This window comes from Okeania sp. SIO2C2 (assembly GCF_010692625.1).
Classification (GTDB): domain Bacteria; phylum Cyanobacteriota; class Cyanobacteriia; order Cyanobacteriales; family Microcoleaceae; genus Okeania; species Okeania hirsuta.
In genome coordinates, this window is sequence record NZ_JAAHGM010000010.1 from 16,353 (window position 1) to 39,713 (window position 23,361).

A 23,361-nucleotide genomic window follows, 5' to 3' on the forward strand; every position below is an offset into this window, starting at 1 on the left:
ATATAATTATGTAATTAATTTTAATTGGACTTTAGGTTTAATATTCATCATATTATTATAACCAATATAGGTAATATAGGTAAGTAGGTGGGTTTCAACAATTAATAATTAATAATTAATAATTACCTCTCCTTGAAAACGGATAGGATTGACTCAAAGGAAAAATTTTCTTTATTATCCCCTTAAAAAGGGAGGCGCATACCCACAATTTTTCGGTAAAAAAATATAAAACTGAGGTACAAAATTTCAGACGAGGTGGAAAAAATTGCCTAACTTCTATTTTTTCTAAACAATCATTTTCTAGATTAATTTGACCTATAGCATTTTTATCTGGGATCTGGAGACCAATTGCTATGAAAAAGGTATGGAGGAAATACTAAAGGAGGAAAAAAAGAATTAAATAGTAGCAAACACAAGGATATAAGGCGAACGACCGACAAACTTTTTTTATTATAAAAATCTCAAATTAGATTTACATCTTAAATAAAAACACTATATATACTTAATGATTACATAATTAAAATTAGATAATATTTTCACAAAATTTTTCTACAGCTATTCCCCTAATAGGGAGTGAGGAATAGAAAAGTCATAAAAATTCAGGGAAAATTTAATTTTTATAATGATTGCTATGTCTAAAATTTATGATTATTCCTGGAGTTTGATTGATTTTGAAAAAAAATTTTGAAGTAAAATTTTAGATCAAAAATTTAAACAAAAATTTTGTCAAAGTAAATAAATAAAATCTTAATGACAGTATTGTTTATTTTTCAAACAATACCTGTAGAGGAAATAATTAGTTTTGACCCATTGTTTGTTATCTGACACAATCATATCAAAGGAGTGTCAATTAGTATGAATGAATGATATATAGCAAGACAAAATCAATAACAAAGGAGGAATTATGCGTGCAGTATTAATGGCAGGAGGTTCCGGAACACGACTCAGACCACTGACCTGCGATCTTCCCAAACCAATGGTACCAATTTTAAATCGCCCAATAGCTGAACATATTATTAATTTATTAAAAAAACATCAAATTAGGGAAATTATTGCTACTTTACATTATTTACCTGATGTAATGCGTGAATATTTCCAAGATGGCAGTCAATTTGGAGTACAAATGACTTATGCTGTAGAAGAAGAACAACCTCTAGGAACTGCTGGTTGTGTAAAAAATATTGCTGAACTTCTCGATGAAACTTTCTTAGTAATTAGTGGAGATACAATTACAGATTTTGATTTAACTACAGCTATAGAATTTCATAAAAAAAATAATTCAAAAGCTACTTTGGTGCTGACTCGTGTGCCTAACCCTGTTGAATTTGGAGTGGTAATTACAGATGAAAAACAGAGGATAAAAAGGTTTCTAGAAAAACCTTCTACCAGTGAAATATTTTCTGATACTGTTAATACAGGAACCTACATTTTAGAACCAGAAATTTTAAACTATCTACCAGCTAATCAAGAAAGTGATTTCTCTAAAGAATTATTTCCTTTATTGTTAGATAAAAATGAGCCAATGTATGGCTATATAGCAGAAGGTTATTGGTGTGATGTCGGACATTTAGATGCCTATCGGGAAGCTCAATATGATGCACTTCAACATACAGTAAAACTTGATTTTGCTTATCAAGAGCGATCGCCTGGACTTTGGACAGGAGAAAATACTTATATTGACCGGACAGCTAAAATTGAGACACCAGCTTTAATCGGAGATAACTGTAGAATTGGCCCAAGAGTGCAGATTGAAGCAGGTAGTGTGATTGGAGATAATGTCACAATTGGTGCAGATGCTGATGTGAAGCGCCCGATTATTTGGAATGGGGCACTGGTGGGAGAGGATGCAAATTTAAGAGCTTGTGTAATTTGTCGAGGTGCGCGGATAGACCGTCGCGCTCAGGTATTAGAAGGTGCTGTGGTTGGTTCATTATCTACTGTAGGAGAAGAGTCTCAAATTAGTCCCAATGTGAGAGTATGGCCTAGTAAAAAAGTAGAATCTGGAGCTACTCTGAATATTAATTTGATTTGGGGGACAACTGCCCAGAGAAATTTGTTTGGACAACGAGGGGTACAGGGATTAGCAAATATAGATATTACTCCAGAATTTGCGGTGAAGTTAGGAGCAGCTTATGGTTCTACTTTAAAGCCTGGTTCAACAATATCAGTTTCTCGCGACCAACGCAGTATATCTCGGATGGTTTCTCGGTCTTTAATTGCGGGTTTAATGTCAGTAGGAGTGAACGTAATAAATTTAGAATCTACTGCAATTCCTATTGCCAGAAAAATTTTACCAACTATGAATGTTGTAGGTGGTGTTCATGTACGTCTTTCTCCTAACCGCTCAGACCAAATATTAATTGAAATCTTTGATTCTCAAGGAATTAATCTTTCTAAAGCGAAGGAAAAAAAGATAGAGGGAGCATATTTTAAAGAAGATTTACGCCGAGTACAAATTCCTGAAATTGGCAAAATGGTTTATCGTCATGAAGTATTAGATGCTTATAGTAAAGGCTTTGAAAATCTGCTTAATTCTGAGGCAATTCGCTATAGTAAATCTAAAGTAGTAATTGATTATTGTTATGGTGTTTCCGGAGCAATATTACCACAATTATTAGCTAAATTTGGTTGTGATGCTGTAGTTCTAAATGCTAGCTTAAAAGAGACTTCTTTAGGGCAAGAAGAAAAAGAAAGTTTATTAGATCAATTAGGTCGGGTGGTAGAAGCTTTACAAGCAAATGTAGGAGTTCAAGTAACAGCAAATGGAGAACAATTAATATTAGTAGATGAAACTGGTTCTGCTATTCGTGGTGAAATGTTAACTGCACTAATGGTTAATTTGATGTTAACCGCTCATCCGCGTAGTGCAGTAGTAGTACCAATAAATGCTTCTGCCGCAGTAGAACAAATTGCTCGTCGTCACGATAGTCATGTGATTCGGACAAAAGCAAATCCCACGGCATTAATGGAGGCTTGTCAAATTAATCATAATGTGGTATTAGGTGGGAGTGGTGATATGGGATTTATTTTTCCTAAATTGCATCCTGGTTTTGATGCCATGTTTTGTATCGCTAAAGTAATAGAAATGTTGACTATTCAAGAGCGCTCTTTAGGACAAATCAGTGCGGATATTCCTGCTGTTACTCATCGTTCCTATAAAGTACGTTGTCCTTGGAAAGTAAAAGGTGCCTTAATGCGGTATTTAGTAGAAACTAATTCTCCAGAAAAATTAGAATTAACTGATGGAGTAAAGATTATTAATCATCAAAATGATAATTGGGTATTAGTTTTACCGGATGCTGGAGAACCCTTAGTACATATTTATGCAGATAGTAACGATCGAGATTGGGTTGATAAAACTTTGAGGGATTACCGCAATACAATTAATGATTTTGTGAATTTATTTATGACTGGGAAGAAACTAAATGGTTGATAGTATAGCAGAAGGAAGAAGGAAGAAGGAAGAAGGAAGAAGGAAGAAGGAAGAAGGAAGAAGGAAGAAGGAAGAAGGAAGAAGGCAGAAGGCAGAAGGGAAAATCTGGCGTTGTCTGAGTTTTCAGCTTTTGATATGTTCTCACCTTTCCTTCGATTACTATAATTAATTATCAGAAAGAAAGAAGAAGAGAAAATATGGCGTTGTCTGGGTTTTCAGCTTTTGATATGTTCTCACCTTTCCTTCGATTACTATAATTAATTATCAGGAAGAAAGAAGAAGGGAAAATATGGCATTGTCTGAGTTTTCAGCTTTTGATATATCCTCACCTTTCCTTCGATTACTATAGCAATCCTAAATCGTTTGTGATAGTTTTATTGCTTCAGTGTTTCTCCCATATCTGTTCCCTGTTTCCTAAAATCTACAATATTTCTAAACTCAAATAAGATTGCTATAATTATCTTGTTTTTGTTTTCCTTTTTTTTGCTAATTTGAAGGGGATTATAATTAAGATAGGTGAGCAGAAATAAACTCAATATTTGAAGGGGATTATAAGTTAAGATAGGTGAGCAGAAATAAACTCAATATTAGAGGGCGGGTTATTAGAACTCATTGCGCTTAAGTCAAAGCTTTCGGTTAAACATGCCCCTACAATTTATTTACTGATTACTTTGTTAAATTAGTCATAGTTAAAAATCAAAATGAATAGCTGTATATTGATGGTACAAATTATCAAAGATCCAGAACTTCGCTACACAGCAGATGCTCAATTACCAGTAGCAGAAATGATGGTGGAATTTTCTAATTTAGGAGTAGAAAAAAAACCTGCTGTACTAAAAGTAGTAGCATGGAGAGATTTAGCTCAACAAGTTAGTCAACAATACCACGAAGGAGATGTTGTAATTGTGGAAGGTCGCTTGAATATGAATACTATTGAACGACCAGAAGGTTTTAAAGAAAAACGAGCTGAATTAACAGCTTCCAGAATATATCCTGTTAGTCCTGAAGCTATGACTCAAGATGATAGTCAAACATCCAAAAATCAACCTAGTAAAAGAACTGTAACTCAGACACAACCACAAGAGCAAAACTATAATAATGTTGTAGATTTAAAGTCTCGTCGTAGCTCTACTTTCAACGAAGAATCAAAACCAAATATACCAGAAGAGAAATCACCTCCAGACGACTCCGATCCTATACCTTTTTAACTAGCTCTCAGCATTTCAGCACTCAGCTTTGAGTACGAAAGCTTGGGTTTAAATCCCTGACTTCTAGCTTGTCGTTTAATTAGCTTGTCGTTTAATTTGAGGAGGGGTCGCGCATCCCCTTGCCTATCAGCTGTTTGTTCCGCATTATAGACCGAAACACTTTTTAACATTAATAGCAAATTAACTCGAATAGCAAATTAACTCGACTCCAAATACTTTAGTAAAAGCAGCAGCTACTTGAGGAAGGACTTCATCTATAGTAATACCAGGAATAAACTCTGCCAGACTACCTACAGATTTATCAGAAATACCACAAGGTACAATTCTGTGAAAACCAACTAAATCTGGACAAACATTTAGAGCAAAACCGTGCATAGTTATCCAACGACTAACTTTAATCCCCATAGCTGCTATTTTTCTTCCCTCTAACCAAACCCCTGTTAAACCTGGATATCTTTCACCATCGAGACCATAGACATCTAACACTTGTAACAATACTTCTTCTAGTTGTCGTAAATACCAATGTAAGTCCTGCTGATAACGTCGTAAATTGAGAATAGGATAACCCACCAGTTGACCAGGGCAATGATATGTAACTTCCCCACCTCGCTCCACTCGGTAAAGTTCATATTCATTTTGACTGGGATCGAATTTGAGAAAATCTAATGTGGCCCCTTGTCCTAAAGTATAAACTGGTGGATGTTCTAATAATATTAGGACATCAGTCAATTCTGGACAATTACGACGTTGTTGGACAAGTGATTGTTGCCATTCCCAGGCCACTGAGTAACTGATTAATCCTGGACAAATTAAATGGCAAGGGGGAGGTAACTTGGGATTATCTTGAGAAAGCATGTTAGAGAGTTTTGAAGTGGACAATGTGATGAAATACCAATATCTAATAGTTGAGTTATATAGCTAGAGTAGTTAGGAGTCAGTTTGGGTACTGTGAATTATCCAAACAATCAAGGGTAAATTTACCCTTGTAAATTTAGCTAAATTCAAGCCAAAAAAATCAAGAAATGTCAAGGGATGCAAAGGATTTTAAAGATAGGATGTTAGGGAGAATACAAAGTGCTACTCTAAATAGTAAATCCCAAACATTAGCGGAGGGAGCTTATGAAGCTTGTTATCCAGGGTAAGAATATAGAAATAACCGATTCCATTCACGAGTATGTTAATCAAAAAATTGAAAAAGCAGTTAGCCATTTTCAACAACTCACTACAGAGGTAGATGTACATCTGTCAGTAGCTCGAAACCCACGGATAAATCCTAAGCAGACAGCAGAAGTAACTATCTACGCTAACGGTACAGTCATTCGTGCCCAAGAAAGTAGCGAGAATTTGTATGCTAGTATTGACTTAGTAGCAGATAAAATTGCACGCCAATTAAGAAAGTATAAAGAAAAGCGTCAATCCAAGGTGAGTAAAGCTAAAACTGTTGAGATGATTGAATCACAACCAGTAGAGCAGGATTTGATTGGCGATCGCCAACCGGAGTTACCTAGTGAAGTAGTACGGACGAAATATTTTGCTATGTCTCCGATGACGGTAGAAGAAGCACTAGAGCAGCTACAATTTATCGATCATGATTTCTATATGTTTTCCAATGCTGCAACAGGCGAAATTAATGTGATCTACAAACGTTATCATCATGGTGGTTATGGTTTAATTCAACCACGACCTACTAATGGTCATAGTAGCAATGGGAAAGTAGCTCATAATACTGATGAAGTAGCAGGTATTGAATCTGCTGAGGTTTAGAATGATATCAGAATTGGAGTTATAGCAGGGAATAGGGAATAGGGAATAGGGAACAGGGGGAAAAATTTTTCCTATCTAAGGTTCATCATCAGTCTATGTCCTAAGCAACTTGTTCCTTGGTATATTCACTAATCTCTGAGTGATTCATTTTAACAATTAGAGCTTACGCAAAAATTCTAATTGCAGGGTGCGTTGCAATGCGCCCTACACTGGGGTTATGGGATAATAGAGAATTTTGCGTAAGTCTCTGATGAAAGCCTTCTAGCTTCTTGAGGCAGGTATTGCTTTTAATGTTTTTAAAGCTTCTTCAACGTGAGCTTCAAAATTGAGCATAGAGTCAAAGATATGACGGATAATTCCTTCTTTATCTATGACGTAAGTAACTCTACCCGGCAGTATCCAAAGTGTAGCAGGAACACCATATAATTCTCTGACTTTGTTGCTAGTATCACTTAAAAGAGTAAAGGGTAAATTATACTTGCTAGCAAATTGTTTGTGAGACTGTTGAGAGTCTCCACTAATACCAATCACTTCAGCACCAGCATCTGTAAAGACTTGATATTTATCTCGAAATGCACAAGCTTCTTTAATGCATCCAGGTGTGTCGTCTTTGGGATAAAAATAAACGACAACATTTTTCTTACCATGGAAGTTAGATAGAGAAACTGGGGTTTCGTCTTGGGATGGTAAGGTAAAATTGGGTGCTCGATCTCCTACTTTAACTGCCATATTTAAGTTTTGAGTCCATTTTTTTTGGACATACATATAATGTTAACTTTTTGTTATATTAGCGTACATTATTAGGATTAGGAAAATTATAGAAGAAGGAAGAGGGAAGAAGGAAAAATTGCGTTCAAGACAGGGAACGAGAAGGAAAGAAGACAAAGAAAGATCGGAGAAAGTTTTTTGTTTAGCTGGCGCACAACGCATCCTATCTCCTGGGTCGGAGCTGCGCTAAGGTTATGCTGGGCAAAAATGTCGCGCAGCGTTAACGCAGTTGTGCGCCAGCAAAACGCAAATGCGACATGTAACGCGGAGCACGGAACGGAGTTCTATCCCTAATTAAGTGGAGATAATAAGTAATTATAGAATAGAAGGATTTGCTGATTAATATCATGTCCGGTAGCATCGTTTGTGTATAGAATTAAGTCACAATTGGAAGAAACCCTTGAACATAAAGGCCTTTTGCCCTCTGCCTTCTTTCCACCAAAGTATAAGTATTCAAGAGTACATGATATAACTCTAAAAAGCCTTTATTTGTAATAAATTTAGCCTTTTTACGGAAAAAATGCAAGTTTTTCGTTCCAAAAAGCTGAAAATGTGATAATTTTCAGCAAACCTAGAGAGACAAAGATCAGACAATTATTCCTCCTGACTCAGTCCTCCTACCCCCTACAAAAAGACTTTTTCAGCAAACCCTAGATAGAAGTTTACTATTCTTCAGATTTAATTGGCGATCACTTGCTTTGCGTTTTCAATTTGAGTCGATTAATTACTATTATGTTAGTTTAATAAGTAAAGGACTTCCGAGTCAAAAAATATTTCATTGCACTGAATTTAAGGGAGTAGGGGTAGTCCAAAAATTGAATAATTTATTTTTTGCTATTCTCTAATCAAAAGAAGTATTCTTTCCCCCTTTTTAGTCCTTGTAAATCCTATGATATTATCTTAATGGATATGGAAATGCCACAAATGAGTGGGGTAGAAGCTACTTGTTGGATTCGTCAACATTTTCCAGATAGCCAAAAACTTTATATTATCGCCATGACTGCAAATGCAATGGAAGAAGATCGCCAAATTTGTTTAAATTCAGGAATGAATAATTATATTTCTAAACCCGTGAAAATTGACCAGTTAAAATCCGTATTACAACTTGAGTAATGATCGGATGTTTAAATAGAGTAATCAAATTAAGTTTGTAGCTATTTATAGTACTGCTTCTTATATCGGTAGTGGTAAACAAGTAATGATTTTTCTAGTCTACCTTCCGATCATTAAAGGGATGTAACAACTAATATCCTGACATTTTTAGGACTACCCTTATATCATGTGCCCCCTTCCAGGGGAGCTGCGCTAACGGATAATTAGTAATCAAAAAACTTTCTTCTACTCTTCCCTCCTAACTCCTGACTTCCCCTCCTGGGAGGGGGAGGGGCGAGGGGTGGGTTGACTCCTGACTCCTGAGTGCTCCCTCATTATTGATAACTATTCAACCGGACATAATATTACTTCTTCTTTCTAAGTAAAATGAAAAAAAAAGAGTCAAAACCCCTACAATTATTCAGATGGAAGCCGTTGAATGTGGTGCTGCTGCCCTCAGTATCATCCTCGCTTACTACGGTCGCATTGTACCTCTAGCCAAACTCCGACAAGAATGTGGAGTTTCCCGCGATGGCAGCAAAGCATCTAAAATAGTTGGTGCTGCCAGAAATTACGGAATGGAAGCAAATGGTTTCAAAGCAGAAACCCTCGATCAACTTGACGAAATATCTCCCCCCTACATTGTATTTTGGGAATTTAATCATTTCTTAGTCGTAGAAGGATTTAATAAACATCAAGTTTTCCTCAATGACCCTGCTACAGGACCTCGTAAAGTTTCCTGGGATGAGTTTGATGAAGGCTTTACCGGAGTTATCCTCACTATCGAACCCGGAGATGAATTTGAAAAAAGTGGTCGTAAACCAAGCATCATCCCATTATTATATCAAAGACTCCGACCATCTTTAGGGGCAATAATTTATTGTATAATAGCAGGCTTTCTGCTAGTAATTCCCGGTTTGACAGTACCAGTATTTAGCCAGATATTTGTTGATAATATTCTTGTGGAAAATCGTACTAACTGGTTGCGTCCCCTAGTTTTGGGAATGACGATCGCCATGATATTACAAACTTTACTGACTTTATTGCGACTACGCTACCTGAGAAAATTAATGATTAAATTATCTGTAGGCATGTCTAGTCAGTTTATGTGGCATGTTCTGCGACTACCAGTAGGATTTTATGCCCAAAGATATGCTGGAGAAATTAGCGATCGCGTCAAGATCAATAATGAAGTTGGCCAGGTGCTTTCCGGTCAGTTAGCAACTACAGTTATTGATACAGTGATGATAGTATTTTATGGGTTGGTGATGTTTGCCTATGACCGCGTACTAACTTTAATCGGAATTAGCTTTGCTGCGGTAAATATCTTAGCCTTGCAGTGGGTATCTCGGCAACGGGTAGATGCCAATATGCGGTTAGTACAAGACGAAGGTAAACTTGCAGGGGCAAGTATTGCAGGGTTGCAAAGTATGGAAACCCTAAAAGCATCGGCGCTGGAGTCAGACTTTTTTTCTCGGTGGTCTGGATATTATGCGAAAACTGTGAATACTCAACAACAGTTGGAAGTGACAAATCAAGCTTTAGAGATTTTACCAACATTTTTATCATCCCTAACATCAGTATTGGTATTAGTCGTAGGTGGTTTGCGAGTCATGGAAGGGGAACTGAGTATTGGAATGTTGGTAGCATTTCAGAGTTTGATGTTAAATTTTCAGGAACCTGTAAATACTTTGGTTAGTTTTAGCAGCACTCTCCAGGAATTAGAAGGAGATTTGAATCGACTTGATGATGTATTGAGTAATGAGACCCAAGAAGAAGCTGAAGGGGAAAAAGCTGAAGGGGAAAAAGAACAAGTATTTGAAGACTCAAAACTCAAGGGTTATGTAGAATTAAGGAATATTACATTTGGCTATTCACAGGTAGATCCACCTTTAGTCATAGATTTGAATTTGTCGTTGCAACCAGGGCAAAAGATAGCATTAGTTGGTGGTAGTGGTTCGGGAAAATCGACGATCGCCAAATTAATCTGTGGTTTGTATCAACCGTGGGAGGGAGAAATTTTGTTTGATGGTGTTCCCAGAGAGAATATTTCGCCCACAGTATTAACTCATTCTCTGTCGATGGTGGAACAAGAAATATTTTTATTTGGTGGCACGGTGCGCGATAATTTAACTTTGTGGAACCCGACAATATCAACGACTCAACTGATGAAAGCTTGTCAAGATGCCGTTATCCATGAAGCAGTGATGGCATTTCCTGGTGGATACGATGGTGAGTTATTGGAGGGAGGAGCAAACTTAAGTGGGGGTCAAAGACAGAGGTTAGAAATTGCTCGTGCTTTGGTAAATAATCCCACAATATTAGTAATGGATGAGGCAACGAGTGCTTTGGATGCGGAAACAGAGAAAATGATTGTTGATAATTTGCAGAGTCGGGGATGTAGTTGTATTATTGTAGCGCATCGGTTGAGTACTATTCGTGATTGCGATGAGATTATTGTTTTGGAATATGGCGAGGTGGTGCAGCGCGGTACTCATGAGGAAATGTTGCAGGAAGAGGGAGTTTATCGGGGGTTGATTAGTTCTGAAGGGTAATCAGAGAAATGATCTGATCATGACTTACGGATAGACATACCTGCAGGGTGTTTTGCAACGCACATTATATCACAGAAGTGCGTATAACGCTCTGATTTTGCGTAAATTCTAGTTTAATCAAAAATAATAGGGGTTGCACATTATGGAATGATATTGCCAAAAATTGGTTTAGATTTTAACTAAAAATAACCATTAATTAATCATTCTAGCAATTGATTAATCCACAATCCAATTCAATCAAAAATATCAAATCATTCGTCACTGTGCAACGCCAAATAATATGGTAGTCCTATATATATTGTATCCTTCATAACAACTGCCAATTGTCCGTTCGCTGGCAGGAGAAACAGTTTATCATTTTCTTTGTGGGTTTAATACCCCACCGTCAACGGTCGTGTTCAAAATTACTTGGGGGAGCGAATCCCCATGTAATTTTCCTCCTGTCTCCTGTCTCCTGTCTCCTGTCTCCTTCTTCAATGTGAGGATATAGAAATTCATTACCCAGATCGAATTATCCCGCTTGAAGTCTGGACTACACCTATTCGGGATGAAACAGACAATATTTCTCAGGCGATCACCGCTGCCATTATTGAAGCTATGTTTAAAGACTGTAAAACAGGTGGGTATAATTTGGAGGGAAGTCAAGCTAATACCCAAGGTTTGACCAATTTAATTTTACTTATAGCTATTGCTTATACAGCTTGATGTTACCATGGTAAATTAATCAAAAAATCTGGGTATCAAAATTACATTTGTAGATTAACAGAACTGGGACGGAAAGATAGAAGACATAGCAATTTTTGCCTAGGTATGTATGGTAAATTGTGGGTGATAGCTGGGGAATATTTAGTTGAACTTGTCACAGATATGATCAATTTTAATCTGATGAAAAAGTTGGATGATCAAAGGGGATTAAAAGCTCTGTCAATTTGAAATAATATTTAATTATTTACCCAAAACGTCTGACCATTCATCTGATTATTTAAAAAAATTTTAATTGACTTACATAAATGTTCTGAGAACAGTTGACTTGAAAAATAAATCAACTTACTGTGATGGTGTGGATGAGCGATCGCTTACCTACCACCCTCACCAATAATGATGATCAAGAGAAGAAATAATATTTCCTTATATTCAATTCCGTAACGGTTTTAACCAGAGGTAATTATCAATTATCCATATCAATTATCAATTAATGAACATTCATCTTTGTACCTCATTTACCTTCAATCTACTATAAATTCCTAAACTCGATTATAGCTATTCTCCCCCTGATTAATTTTATTAATAAACCACATTGGCATTAACCCAATCCATTTTTCTTGAATAACTCCATCTTTCAAAACAACTGCTGTAGGTACTACCTCTATCTTCAATTTTTTATAGAACTTTTTATCTACTGCAACAACGGGAAAATTCAAAAAATAACGATCTACAAAATCTTGACCTTCTTGAATATTTTCAGTATCTATTAATCCTACTATTGCTGGTAAATCATCTTGCCATTGTACTAACTTCAACACACCTAACCAATGTTTACATTTGGAACATTCAGGACTCATAAATACCACAATTACAGACCCAGACATTAGAGATTCTGAATCTTCTCCCAGCCATTCTAACCGCCATTTTATGTTTTCTTGTAAAGGGGTAAAATCAAGATACGGACGACCATTTTCTTGCATATATTCTAGGGAGCCAGCAGCTAAAGCATAGCTAATAATAAAAGTTATTAATACTACCAGCCATTGCCACAAAACAGTAGGTCGATAGAGACCAAAAAATTCAGCAAATATTAACAGAAAAATATAAATAGCATTGAGAATTAAACTTTGGGTAGGAGTAATTTTTAACCAACCATTATAACAACCACAATCTTCAGTTTTACCAGTTGATGTACTCCAGTAAGTAAGCATTGATAAATTAAGTAATAATAAAATACTTAATGGCATGATTATGGTTGGTAAAACTCTTAAGATTAAAGCAATTCCTAAAGCTGATTCAATAGCAGTAAATGTGAGGGAAATAGGTATAATTAATTGAGGATTTATTAAATCTAGTTTGGCAATATGTTGGATAAATTTCCAAGGTTCTATAATTTTGGCAATGCCAGTAAAAAGAAAAATACTACCTACTATAGTTGAGGCGGTAGGAGCTAACATAAATAACATCATATTCTAGATTTTTTCTACTAATAAGGTTGATAGTTTACTAAAATTATGAACAACTGTGATATTAAATTTTACTTCATCATAGAGGATTTCTTCAAAGGAGTTGTAATACTGTTTTAGACATTCTTTAAACTCCTGCATAGCAATCGAAAAAACTTCATCAGGAACTGACCAGCATATCCCAAATGCTCGTGAATGATATATTCCAAATAGCTCTGCCACAGTATGAGATTGTTGCCATCGAGCAGCAGTTACCGTTTCTACTGTTGCCCCTAAATATAATAGTAATTGCCTCATTCCTTCTCCAAAAAAATTGGGTTTTGTCTCTATTTTAGAAGCAGATTTTTGACTAGATTCTAGCTGGTATTGACTGAGAATTTTTCTGAGTATATTTTCAAAGTTTTTCTGATAAGAAGAAATGAGATTTTCACAAGACAGATACACTCCATTTGGCTTCAATACTCGGCGAATTTCATTTAATCCCGCAAGAGGATCTTGAAGACAGTGAAGTACATGGACAGTCAAAACAACATCAAAAAAGTTATTCTCAAAAGGTAAAGTAGAAGCATCGCCCTGAAGCAAAGTAAGATTTTCAGGCATTTTTGAGAACTTGCCACATAGCTGCTCTATCATTTCCTGAGATATATCAATTCCTGTGTAGGAATACCCCCGTTGAACAATAGAGTATCCAGTTCGCCCCGTACCAATTCCTAGTTCCAGAAATTTTGTCTGAGGAGTCGCTTCTACCAATTGCAGAATACAGTCAGTAATTTTTTCTGATACTAACTTTGGTAAAGGTCTAGTAGCATCGTATAAATGTGCTATTTTATCATAGTAATTATTCAACAAAATACTCCTTTTTATTTGTAAATTATAGAATTTTTTACCCTAAAATCATATAAGTTTGTACCTCATCAACATGATGATTACTATAATTTATAATAACAATAGTTTTGAGCAAAACAACAATTAAATATTATGTCTACATCTCCAACAAAAAATAAAATTAATTATTATCCATAAATTATTAATTATTTCTCCCTATTCCCTATTCCCTATTCCCTATTCCCTATTCCCTATTCCCTATTCCCTATTCCCTATTCCCTATTCCCTGTTCCCTGTTCCCTGTTCCCTGTTCCCTGTTCCCTGTTCCCTGTTCCCTGTTCCCTGCTATACTATGAATCAAAACTTAAACCGACAAAAGACACAAGAAGCACTAATAGAATTAGCATCAGTGCTGCAACCGGAATTCAGTCAAATACCCCAAACAGGTACTCCCCTATTAATTGCCTTCGGTATAGTAACCAAAGCATTAGGCATAACTGTTAATTATACACCAAAAATAGAAACCGAAGAAACAGAAGCAGGATGGGAAGACCCCATAGAAGCGATCGCTAGTGCCTCCCATATTCGCACCCGTCGCGTCACCCTCACAAATAAATGGTGGCAACAAGACTGCGGACCTCTATTAGCATACAACGAAGTCAAAAATCGACCAGTTGCCCTACTAAAAACAGCAAACTATGAAATTGTTGACCCCATAGAATTTACCCGCATTCCACTCAACCAGGATACAGCTCAAGAATTAGCATCAATAGCTTACACCTTTTACCGCCCTTTTCCCAATAGAGATATTTTAGCCTTCGATATCTTCAAATTAGCTTTTAGAGGTAGATTTAAAGATTTACTAACAGTTGCTACCACTGGAGTCATAGCTACCTTATTAGGAATGTTGACACCAGTAGCTACAGCCATCATTATTGATAACGCTATTCCCGATGCCAACGAAAAATTATTAATAGAAATAGGTTTGGGTTTGTTAGCAGCAAGTTTTGGAGTCAGCATATTTCAATTAACTCGCGGTTTTATTACTCTCAGATTAAAAACCATATCTAGCTCCACCATTCAAGCAGCAATATGGGACCGACTCCTCAAACTCACACCAGCCTTTTTTCGCGAATATTCCACAGGAGACTTAGAAAACCGCGTTTCTGCTATCAGTAAAATTCGCGATGTACTCACTAGCACTATCCTCACAACAATATTCACCAGCTTTTTCTCCCTACTGAATTTAATATTACTATTCATCTATAGTTTTCCCCTTGCTCTCATCGCTTTTGCCATCGCTTGTCTCACCAGTCTTGTCACCTTATGGTCAGGAGCGATCGCTCGTCGCAAGTTACGCTCCTTTCAAGAAATATCGGGAGAAATATTCGGTTTAACAGTGCAACTCATTGGTGGAGTGTCAAAACTACGAGTTGCTGGTGCCGAAGAACGTGCTTTTGCTTATTGGGCAAAAAAATACAGCCAACAAGCAAGACTAATGCTCGGCAACCAACTTATTGAAGACCTAGTTACTGCCTTCAACACAGCTCTACCAACAGTAAGCTCTATTTTACTGTTTACATTAACTGTTTATTTAATTCAAACACAGGAAACAGGTTTATCCATAGGAACATTTCTAGCTTTTAACACTGCATTCGGTACATTTATTAGTGGAGCGACAAACTTAAGCAAAACCATCGTCAATATTATAGAAATCACAATATTATGGGAACGCGCTCAACCCATTTTAGCAGAAACACCGGAAGTAGACATCAACAAATATGACCCAGGGCAACTTTCTGGTAGGATAAAACTAGATCGTCTTAGTTTTAGATATCGTCTAGATACTCCACTTATTATTAATGATATTACTATTGAAGCAGAAGCAGGAGAATTTATTGCTCTTGTCGGACCTTCTGGCAGTGGAAAATCAACTATTGTACGGTTACTATTAGGATTTGAAACACCCGCAGCAGGAACTATTTATTATGATGGACGCGACTTATCAACCTTGGATGTATCAAGAGTGCGACGACAGTTAGGGGTGGTGTTGCAGAATGTACGACTCAATAGTGCTTCTATTTTTGAGAATATTGCTTGCGGGGCGTTAGTAACGGTAGATGATGCTTGGGAAGCGGCTGAAATGGCGGGTTTTGCAGATGATATCGAAGAAATGCCAATGGAAATGAATACTATTGTGTCCGAGGGAGGAGGAAACTTATCTGGTGGGCAAAGACAACGGTTATTAATTGCACGAGCGTTGGTTTTGAAACCCAGAATTTTGATTTTTGATGAGGCGACAAGTGCTTTAGATAATCGTACTCAAGCTATAGTAACTGAGAGTTTAGAGCAGTTGGGGGTAACTAGGATAGTTATTGCTCATAGGTTGAGTACGATTCGTAATGCTAACCGAATTTATGTTTTGCAAGGGGGAAAAGTTATACAACATGGGAGTTTTGAAGAATTGGCAAATCGGGAGGGGTTCTTTGCTAATTTGATGGCGCGACAGATGTAATATCATGTCCGGTTGAACAGTTATAGCGCTGTGCGCAGGGAACAGGCAACAGGGAACAGGGAACAGGGGGAATAAATTGCCGATCAGATAAGACTTCTAGCTCTTTTGCCCCTACTACAATTTGTAAATATACCAGCGCTCATTGCTATATAAATAAACGACGAAGGAGTCAGGAGACAGGAGACAGGAGACAGGAGGGTAGAAAGAATGAAGAAGGAGAAAGTTTTTTTATCACTAATTATCCGGACATGATATAATATTATTCCTCAAAAACTTTTCAACCCATATCTTGAGTAGAGGAGTAGGGGAGTGGGGGAGTAGGGGAGATTAAATATTGAAGTAATTATAGAATTATCAACATACACTATATAACCGGATTCTATATAAGTCCACAATACAGGACAATCTGGTAGAAAAATGGGATGTGAACAGTACCCAAGCAACTGAATATCTTTTATAGCTGGTTCATGTAACCGGATTTAGTATTATTGAAGATAACAGAAATTTGGTCACATATTAACTTCCCCAAGGGTAATGTGATTATCTAAAAAAAGGACAATCTCACAATTTATGAGTATTTATCAAGAATTCCGTACCACTTTCACCGACAAAAACTACAAATACACCACTACAGTTCTCCATAGTGGGTTTGTCATAGCTTTTGCCATGGACGATGACCGCAAAATCTACTACACAGTCCTCGACTCTATGCAAGCTCCCGTGGACCTCCCCGAACCACGTCTCCTCTCTTTCCCGGAAGAGATAACTACAGTAGGTAATGCATTGTTTTATCCCACTCCCATGCCCATTGTGAAAAAGCAGGATAATATTGAAGAATTACCTGAAGAATTACAAGAAGGTCGCATTGATAACACAGACCAAGACCCATTCTTGTCAACCACAGCTTTTTTAACCGCCGATCAACCCTTCCAAATCTTTTCCGATGGTCGTTACATATATCTTTTCCGGCAAGCTATTGCTGAAGACCATAAGCTCATGGTATATCCCACTGGACAACGAAGAGGAGAACGGGGGACTCGAGATAAAAATCGCGACGATGTCTACAAAGAAAATGGCGAGGCAGTGCCAGTTGCCAATCAAACCCTTTTAGTAGACCGCTTTGTTTTCTCATTGGGAGGAGAACAAGGGCCAACTCTCCAGCCCAAACTAGAAATTCGCTACCAACGGAGCAAACATAAGACTTTACGCCAGAGTAATAAGGATACTTTGGGTACTGAGGATATGGCACAAAATAAATTCTACGAACCGACTCAAGAATTGAGTTTGGTCGGGAAAATGCACAAGGGAATGTTTTCTGTGCTGCAACTGCCTACCCAAATAAATGAGCAGAAACGTTGGCAAATCTTTTGCTATAACAATACGACTGGTTTGCTGGACTCTTTTAATATTGAAGTGGCCAAGGATGGACTATTTAATACCTTTGGCACCAGGCGTTATACCAGTCCCGACCCTGAATATCAGAGTGCAGTGTTTGAACGTCAACCAGGAAGTTGTCCTTTTACTAAGAAACCATTAATTCTGATTACTGAGAAAGGAGGTGCTGCTGAAAGTGCTTTGCGGTTTTTGGGTAAAGAGGATAAATCCTCTGTAACTGTTGCCAACACTGACGAGAGAATGGATATCTTCAAAGATAACAGTTTTACTGTAGAGTGTTGGGCTAAAGCGGAAAAAGTTGATGGCTTTCATAGGTTCTTTAGTCAACATACTGATGACGGGAAAGTGACAACAGCCGGGATAGTAAAGAAGAAACTTTCTTTCTATATCTCAAACGAGAGTGGTCATGGTATTATCTCTTCCGAGACTTACACTGACTCAGACTGGCATCATTAGACTTGTCGCGAAATAAAACCTTAAAGTTAAATGGAAAATTCTACCTTTCAATCATTAAATTATGCTGCCATCAGGTAGAAATTCCAGAGTCCAGCCGCTGTGAACATGAAGCGATCGTCGCGCACAAAAACCTCTCCAGACATGAGATGTAAGGATTATATTTCTACTAAAAATCAAAAAGTTTGCTCAAAGGGGTTGACATGCAAAGGTAGAGTTGCTAGATTAGTAAATGCGCAGGGAGAGAGGCAAACACCTCCAACCAACGCCAGAACCTAGACAACTCAATAGTTTGAAAGTTTAACATCACTACATTCCTTGTTGAAAATAATTAATGAGGATGGAGAACGTAGTTCTTTCATCCTTGATACAAGAAAAAAACCTCATAGTCAAGAGACTATGAAAAAAAGTTAGAGCATCAAACATCATGGAGAGTTTGATCCTGGCTCAGGATGAACGCTGGCGGTCTGCTTAACACATGCAAGTCGAACGGACCCTTCGGGGTTAGTGGCGGACGGGTGAGTAACGCGTGAGAATCTGCCTTCAGGTCTGGGACAACAGAAGGAAACTTCTGCTAATCCCGGATGAGCCTAATGGTAAAAGATAAATTGCCTGGAGATGAGCTCGCGTCTGATTAGCTAGTTGGTGTGGTAAAAGCATACCAAGGCGACGATCAGTAGCTGGTCTGAGAGGATGAGCAGCCACACTGGGACTGAGACACGGCCCAGACTCCTACGGGAGGCAGCAGTGGGGAATTTTCCGCAATGGGCGAAAGCCTGACGGAGCAAGACCGCGTGGGGGAGGAAGGCTTTAGGGTTGTAAACCCCTTTTCTTTGGGAAGAAGTTCTGACGGTACCAAAGGAATCAGCCTCGGCTAACTCCGTGCCAGCAGCCGCGGTAATACGGAGGAGGCAAGCGTTATCCGGAATGATTGGGCGTAAAGCGTCCGCAGGTGGCCATGTAAGTCTACTGTCAAAACCCAGGGCTCAACTCTGGTCAGGCAGTGGAAACTACAAAGCTAGAGTCTGGTAGGGGCAAAGGGAATTCCCGGCGTAGCGGTGAAATGCGTAGATTTCGGGAAGAACATCGGTGGCGAAAGCGCTTTGCTAGACCAGAACTGACACTCAGGGACGAAAGCTAGGGGAGCGAATGGGATTAGATACCCCAGTAGTCCTAGCCGTAAACGATGGATACTAGGTGTTGCCTGTATCGACCCAGGCAGTGCCGTAGCTAACGCGTTAAGTATCCCGCCTGGGGAGTACGCACGCAAGTGTGAAACTCAAAGGAATTGACGGGGGCCCGCACAAGCGGTGGAGTATGTGGTTTAATTCGATGCAACGCGAAGAACCTTACCAGGACTTGACATGTCGCGAATCTCAGGGAAACTTGAGAGTGCCTTCGGGAGCGCGAACACAGGTGGTGCATGGCTGTCGTCAGCTCGTGTCGTGAGATGTTGGGTTAAGTCCCGCAACGAGCGCAACCCTCGTTTTTAGTTGCCATCATTAAGTTGGGCACTCTAGAGAGACTGCCGGTGACAAACCGGAGGAAGGTGGGGATGACGTCAAGTCAGCATGCCCCTTACGTCCTGGGCTACACACGTACTACAATGGTCTGGACAGAGGGTAGCCAACCCGCGAGGGCGAGCCAATCTCAAAAACCAGGCCTCAGTTCAGATTGCAGGCTGCAACTCGCCTGCATGAAGGAGGAATCGCTAGTAATCGCAGGTCAGCATACTGCGGTGAATCCGTTCCCGGGCCTTGTACACACCGCCCGTCACACCATGGAAGTTGGCCACGCCCGAAGTCATTACTCTAACTCGTAAGAGAGGGGGATGCCGAAGGCAGGGCTGATGACTGGGGTGAAGTCGTAACAAGGTAGCCGTACCGGAAGGTGTGGCTGGATCACCTCCTTTAAAGGGAGACCAACTAGAGCAACAGGAAAAAAGTATTACTGTTGTATCTAGAATCCCTGGTCGAGCAAGGAAAAATAGTAGGAAGTAACTTTCAAACTAGAGTTATGGTTCATCTATGGGCTATTAGCTCAGGTGGTTAGAGCGCACCCCTGATAAGGGTGAGGTCCCTGGTTCAAGTCCAGGATAGCCCACCTAATCAAACCGGGGGGTATAGCTCAGTTGGTAGAGCGCTGCCTTTGCAAGGCAGAAGTCAGCGGTTCGAGTCCGCTTACCTCCAGGAGAAAACTCAAGAATTCAGCAATCAGACCTGAAAAAAATCAAGTCAGACTGCTGGGAATCTACTTTCCAGTAAGAACCTAGAAAACTGCATAGTCTAAAGAAGTAAAAAGTAACTGAAAAGGAGTTAGATGAAATCAAACATCTAACAAAGTCCAGTCAGGTAGACTGAAAGTGGTCAAGTTAATAAGGGCTGACGGTGGATACCTAGGCACACAGAGGCGACGAAGGACGTGGTTACCTACGAAAAGCTCCGGGGAGCTGGAAGCGAGCATTGAGCCGGAGATCTCCGAATGGGGCAACCCAAAAACGACTGGCAGAATATATATGCCAGAACGAGCGAACCCAGCCAACTGAAACATCTTAGTAGCTGGAGGAAGAGAAAGCAAAAGCGATTTCCTATGTAGCGGTGAGCGAAAGGGAAACAGCCTAAACCATTTGTTAAAACAGATGGGGTAGTGGGACAGCCATCAGTAAGTGAGGAAGTTAGGCGAAGCAGCGAGAAACTGCACCAGAGAAGGTGAAAGTCCTGTAGTTAAAAACCGAATCAATTACGGTTGTATCCCGAGTAGCATGGGGCTCGAGAAATCCCGTGTGAATCAGCGAGGACCACCTCGTAAGGCTAAATACTCCTGTGTGACCGATAGTGAACCAGTACCGCGAGGGAAAGGTGAAAAGAACCCCGGAAGGGGAGTGAAATAGAACATGAAACCGTCAGCTTACAAGCAATGGGAGCTCGATTAAACGAGTGACCGTGTGCCTGTTGAAGCATGAGCCGGCGAGTTATAGGCAGTGGCAGGTTAAAACCAGAAAGGTTGAAGCCAAAGCGAAAGCGAGTCTGAACAGGGCGATCAGTCACAGTTTATAGACCCGAACCCTGGTGATCTAACCATGTCCAGGATGAAGCTTGGGTAACACCAAGTGGAGGTCCGAACCGACTTCTGTTGAAAAAGGAGCGGATGAGGTGTGGTTAGGGGTGAAATGCCAATCGAACCAGGAGCTAGCTGGTTCTCCCCGAAATGTGTTGAGGCGCAGCGGTGAGAGTAAAAGTCTGGGGGTAAAGCACTGTTTCGGTGCGGGCTGCGAGAGCGGTACCAAATCGAGACAAACTCTGAATACCAGATGGTAATCTCACCAGTGAGACGGTGGGGGATAAGCTTCATCGTCGAAAGGGAAACAGCCCAGACCACCAGCTAAGGTCCCCAAATTACCACTAAGTGAGAAAGGAGGTTGGAGTCCATAGACAACCAGGAGGTTGGCTTAGAAGCAGCCACCCTTGAAAGAGTGCGTAATAGCTCACTGGTCAAGGACTCTGGCACCGAAAATGAACGGGGCTAAGTGGTATACCGAAGCTGTGGAATACTTTTAGTATTGGTAGGGGAGCGTTCCGTAGTAGTAAGAAGCATTAGCGAGAGCAGGTGTGGACGAAACGGAAGTGAGAATGTCGGCTTGAGTAGCGAAAATATGTGTGAGAATCACATACCCCGAAACCCTAAGGGTTCCTCCGGACGGCTCGTCCGCGGAGGGTGAGTCAGGACCTAAGGCGAGGTCGAAAGGCGTAGTCGATGGACAACGGGTGAAAATTCCCGTACCGTGATTGGTTGGTGCAGAGGGACGGAGAAGGCGTGAGCTAGCCGGAAGATGGTTACCGGTGTAAGCGTTCAAGGTGTTGCGGAACGGAGAAAACGTTCCAAGCTGAGGCGTGAGTCCGAGCTCCCACGGGGGCGAAGTAGTATCTGTCAGGCTTCCAAGAAAAGCTCTAAACACCATAAACCAATGATGCCTGTACCCGAAACCGACACAGGTAGGGTGGTTGAGAATACTCAGGGGCGCGAGATAACTCTCTCTAAGGAACTCGGCAAAATGGCCCCGTAACTTCGGGAGAAGGGGTGCCAGCGAGAGCTGGCCACAGTGAAGAGTCCCAGGCGACTGTTTACCAAAAACACAGGTCTCCGCAAAGTCGAAAGACGCAGTATGGGGGCTGACGCCTGCCCAGTGCCGGAAGGTTAAAGAAGTTGGTCAGCGAAAGTGAAGCTAGCGACTGAAGCCCCGGTGAACGGCGGCCGTAACTATAACGGTCCTAAGGTAGCGAAATTCCTTGTCGGGTAAGTTCCGACCCGCACGAAAGGCGTAACGATCTGGGAGCTGTCTCGGAGAGAGACTCGGCGAAATAGAAATGTCTGTGAAGATACGGACTACCTGCACTTGGACAGAAAGACCCTATGAAGCTTTACTGTAGCCTGGAATTGGGTTCGGGCTTCTCTTGCGCAGGATAGGTGGGAGGCGATGAATAGTTCCTTGTGGGGAACTAGGAGCCATCGGTGAGATACCACTCTAGAGAGGCTAGAATTCTAACTTGGAGCTAAATCAAGCCCAGAGACAGTTTCAGGGGGGCAGTTTGACTGGGGCGGTCGCCTCCTAAAAGGTAACGGAGGCGCGCAAAGGTTCCCTCAGGCTGGTTGGAAATCAGCCGGAGAGTGTAAAGGCACAAGGGAGCTTGACTGTGAGAGAGACAACTCGAACAGGTAGGAAACTAGGCCTTAGTGATCCGACGGTACTGCGTGGAAAGGCCGTCGCTCAACGGATAAAAGTTACTCTAGGGATAACAGGCTGATCTCCCCCAAGAGTTCACATCGACGGGGAGGTTTGGCACCTCGATGTCGGCTCATCGCAACCTGGGGCGGAAGTACGTCCCAAGGGTTGGGCTGTTCGCCCATTAAAGCGGTACGTGAGCTGGGTTCAGAACGTCGTGAGACAGTTCGGTCCATATCCGGTGTAGGCGCAAGAGCATTGAGAGGAGTTCTCCCTAGTACGAGAGGACCGGGAGGAACGCACCGCTGGTGTACCTGTTATCGTGCCAACGGTAGACGCAGGGTAGCCAAGTGCGGAGCGGATAACCGCTGAAAGCATCTAAGTGGGAAGCCCACCTCAAGATGAGTGCTCTCACTACTTTAAGTAGGTAAGGTCACGGGAAGACTACCCGTTAATAGGTGT

Annotated in this window: 13 protein-coding genes, 2 tRNA genes and 2 rRNA genes; 12 read left to right on the forward strand and 5 right to left on the reverse strand. The window is 40.2% G+C overall.

Annotation, left to right across the window (positions count from 1 at the left end; genetic code table 11):
- Positions 1-904 precede the first annotated feature (904 nt).
- The 3 genes from F6K18_RS10770 (at position 905) to F6K18_RS10780 (ending at position 4,641) form a co-directional block, all read left to right on the forward strand.
- On the forward strand, positions 905-3,433 hold the full coding sequence (locus F6K18_RS10770; RefSeq protein ID WP_287520760.1) for a mannose-1-phosphate guanyltransferase: 2,529 nt from the start codon (positions 905-907) through the stop codon (positions 3,431-3,433).
- On the forward strand, positions 3,426-3,602 hold the full coding sequence (locus F6K18_RS10775) for a hypothetical protein (RefSeq protein WP_287520762.1): 177 nt from the start codon (positions 3,426-3,428) through the stop codon (positions 3,600-3,602). The genes F6K18_RS10770 and F6K18_RS10775 overlap by 8 nt, the downstream gene beginning before the upstream one ends.
- Before the next feature lie 532 nt (positions 3,603-4,134).
- Positions 4,135-4,641, forward strand: coding sequence for a single-stranded DNA-binding protein (locus F6K18_RS10780; RefSeq protein WP_124144982.1), 507 nt, complete (start codon positions 4,135-4,137; stop codon positions 4,639-4,641).
- A 180-nt stretch (positions 4,642-4,821) separates the two neighbouring features.
- On the opposite strand, the gene lipB is transcribed toward F6K18_RS10780, so the two are convergent.
- Positions 4,822-5,496 carry a lipoyl(octanoyl) transferase LipB gene (lipB, locus tag F6K18_RS10785; RefSeq protein ID WP_124144983.1) on the reverse strand — a complete coding sequence of 225 codons (675 nt, stop codon included), beginning with the start codon at positions 5,494-5,496 and terminating at the stop codon, positions 4,822-4,824.
- A gap of 264 nt (positions 5,497-5,760) precedes the next feature.
- Between lipB and hpf the strand changes: the two genes are divergently transcribed.
- Complete coding sequence (gene hpf, locus F6K18_RS10790; RefSeq protein ID WP_287520765.1) at positions 5,761-6,405, forward strand: ribosome hibernation-promoting factor, HPF/YfiA family; 645 nt, start codon at positions 5,761-5,763, stop codon at positions 6,403-6,405.
- A 261-nt stretch (positions 6,406-6,666) separates the two neighbouring features.
- Here hpf and F6K18_RS10795 read toward each other — a convergent pair whose 3' ends face one another.
- The gene (locus F6K18_RS10795; RefSeq protein ID WP_124144988.1) at positions 6,667-7,134 is read right to left on the reverse strand and encodes a peroxiredoxin; all 468 of its coding nucleotides are present in this window, start codon (positions 7,132-7,134) and stop codon (positions 6,667-6,669) included.
- A gap of 870 nt (positions 7,135-8,004) precedes the next feature.
- Here F6K18_RS10795 and F6K18_RS10800 point away from each other — a divergent pair.
- Positions 8,005-8,286 carry a response regulator gene (locus F6K18_RS10800; protein ID WP_287520766.1) on the forward strand — a complete coding sequence of 94 codons (282 nt, stop codon included), beginning with the start codon at positions 8,005-8,007 and terminating at the stop codon, positions 8,284-8,286.
- A 404-nt stretch (positions 8,287-8,690) separates the two neighbouring features.
- On the forward strand, positions 8,691-10,820 hold the full coding sequence (locus tag F6K18_RS10805) for an NHLP family bacteriocin export ABC transporter peptidase/permease/ATPase subunit (RefSeq protein WP_375341312.1): 2,130 nt from the start codon (positions 8,691-8,693) through the stop codon (positions 10,818-10,820).
- A gap of 354 nt (positions 10,821-11,174) precedes the next feature.
- On the opposite strand, the gene F6K18_RS10810 is transcribed toward F6K18_RS10805, so the two are convergent.
- From F6K18_RS10810 to F6K18_RS10820, 3 genes are all read right to left on the reverse strand, one after another.
- Positions 11,175-11,477, reverse strand: a complete 303-nt coding sequence (locus F6K18_RS10810; RefSeq protein ID WP_287520768.1) for a hypothetical protein — start codon at positions 11,475-11,477, stop codon at positions 11,175-11,177.
- Between the two features lie 587 nt (positions 11,478-12,064).
- Positions 12,065-12,994: a MauE/DoxX family redox-associated membrane protein gene (locus F6K18_RS10815; RefSeq protein ID WP_287520770.1), complete on the reverse strand. Its 930-nt coding sequence runs from the start codon at positions 12,992-12,994 to the stop codon at positions 12,065-12,067.
- 3 nt (positions 12,995-12,997) lie between these two features.
- Positions 12,998-13,837, reverse strand: a complete 840-nt coding sequence (locus F6K18_RS10820; protein ID WP_287520772.1) for a class I SAM-dependent methyltransferase — start codon at positions 13,835-13,837, stop codon at positions 12,998-13,000.
- 331 nt (positions 13,838-14,168) lie between these two features.
- Here F6K18_RS10820 and F6K18_RS10825 point away from each other — a divergent pair, with 331 nt between their 5' ends.
- The 6 genes from F6K18_RS10825 to F6K18_RS10850 all read left to right on the forward strand — a co-directional run.
- Positions 14,169-16,331: an NHLP bacteriocin export ABC transporter permease/ATPase subunit gene (locus tag F6K18_RS10825; RefSeq protein WP_287520773.1), complete on the forward strand. Its 2,163-nt coding sequence runs from the start codon at positions 14,169-14,171 to the stop codon at positions 16,329-16,331.
- A gap of 570 nt (positions 16,332-16,901) precedes the next feature.
- Positions 16,902-18,182: a hypothetical protein gene (locus tag F6K18_RS10830; protein ID WP_287520775.1), complete on the forward strand. Its 1,281-nt coding sequence runs from the start codon at positions 16,902-16,904 to the stop codon at positions 18,180-18,182.
- A 421-nt stretch (positions 18,183-18,603) separates the two neighbouring features.
- Positions 18,604-20,091 (forward strand): 16S ribosomal RNA (locus F6K18_RS10835).
- A 117-nt stretch (positions 20,092-20,208) separates the two neighbouring features.
- Positions 20,209-20,282: transfer RNA gene (locus F6K18_RS10840), tRNA-Ile, on the forward strand.
- Positions 20,283-20,295: 13 nt separating this feature from the next.
- Positions 20,296-20,368, forward strand: a tRNA-Ala gene (locus F6K18_RS10845).
- Positions 20,369-20,543: 175 nt separating this feature from the next.
- Positions 20,544-23,361: ribosomal RNA gene (locus F6K18_RS10850) — 23S ribosomal RNA — on the forward strand; the annotation flags it as partial.